This window comes from Pseudomonas citronellolis, from assembly GCF_029335315.1.
Classification (GTDB): Bacteria; Pseudomonadota; Gammaproteobacteria; order Pseudomonadales; family Pseudomonadaceae; genus Pseudomonas; species Pseudomonas citronellolis_A.
Genome location: NZ_JARJLT010000388.1, coordinates 1 through 287, shown reverse-complemented (window position 1 = coordinate 287; position 287 = coordinate 1). Strand labels below are relative to the sequence as shown.

Below are 287 nucleotides of genomic sequence, written 5' to 3'. Positions count from 1 at the left end.
ATCGGCGCGGTGGGTATCTGGCGCTACTCCATGGGTGGCCTGCACTTCCTGCGCGGCATGCTCTTCCTGCACGTCGTCTACCCGTTCTACAAGCGCCGCCTGGCCAAGCTCGGCGAGGCCGCCGACCCGTCCCACGTGTTCCTCATGGTCACCAGCTTCCGCATCGACGCCCTGACCACCTCGATGGTCTACCGCTCGGTGATCGAAGAGGCCATCGCCTGCGGCTACCCGACCACCGTGGTCTGCTCCATCGTCGAGATGTCCGACGAGGTGCTGGTCAAGCAGCA

Annotated in this window: 1 pseudogene; it reads left to right on the top strand. The window is 65.2% G+C overall.

Going from position 1 to position 287, the window contains the following annotated elements:
* Window positions 1-287 (top strand): annotated as a pseudogene (locus P3W75_RS29740) (glycosyltransferase); the annotation flags it as partial.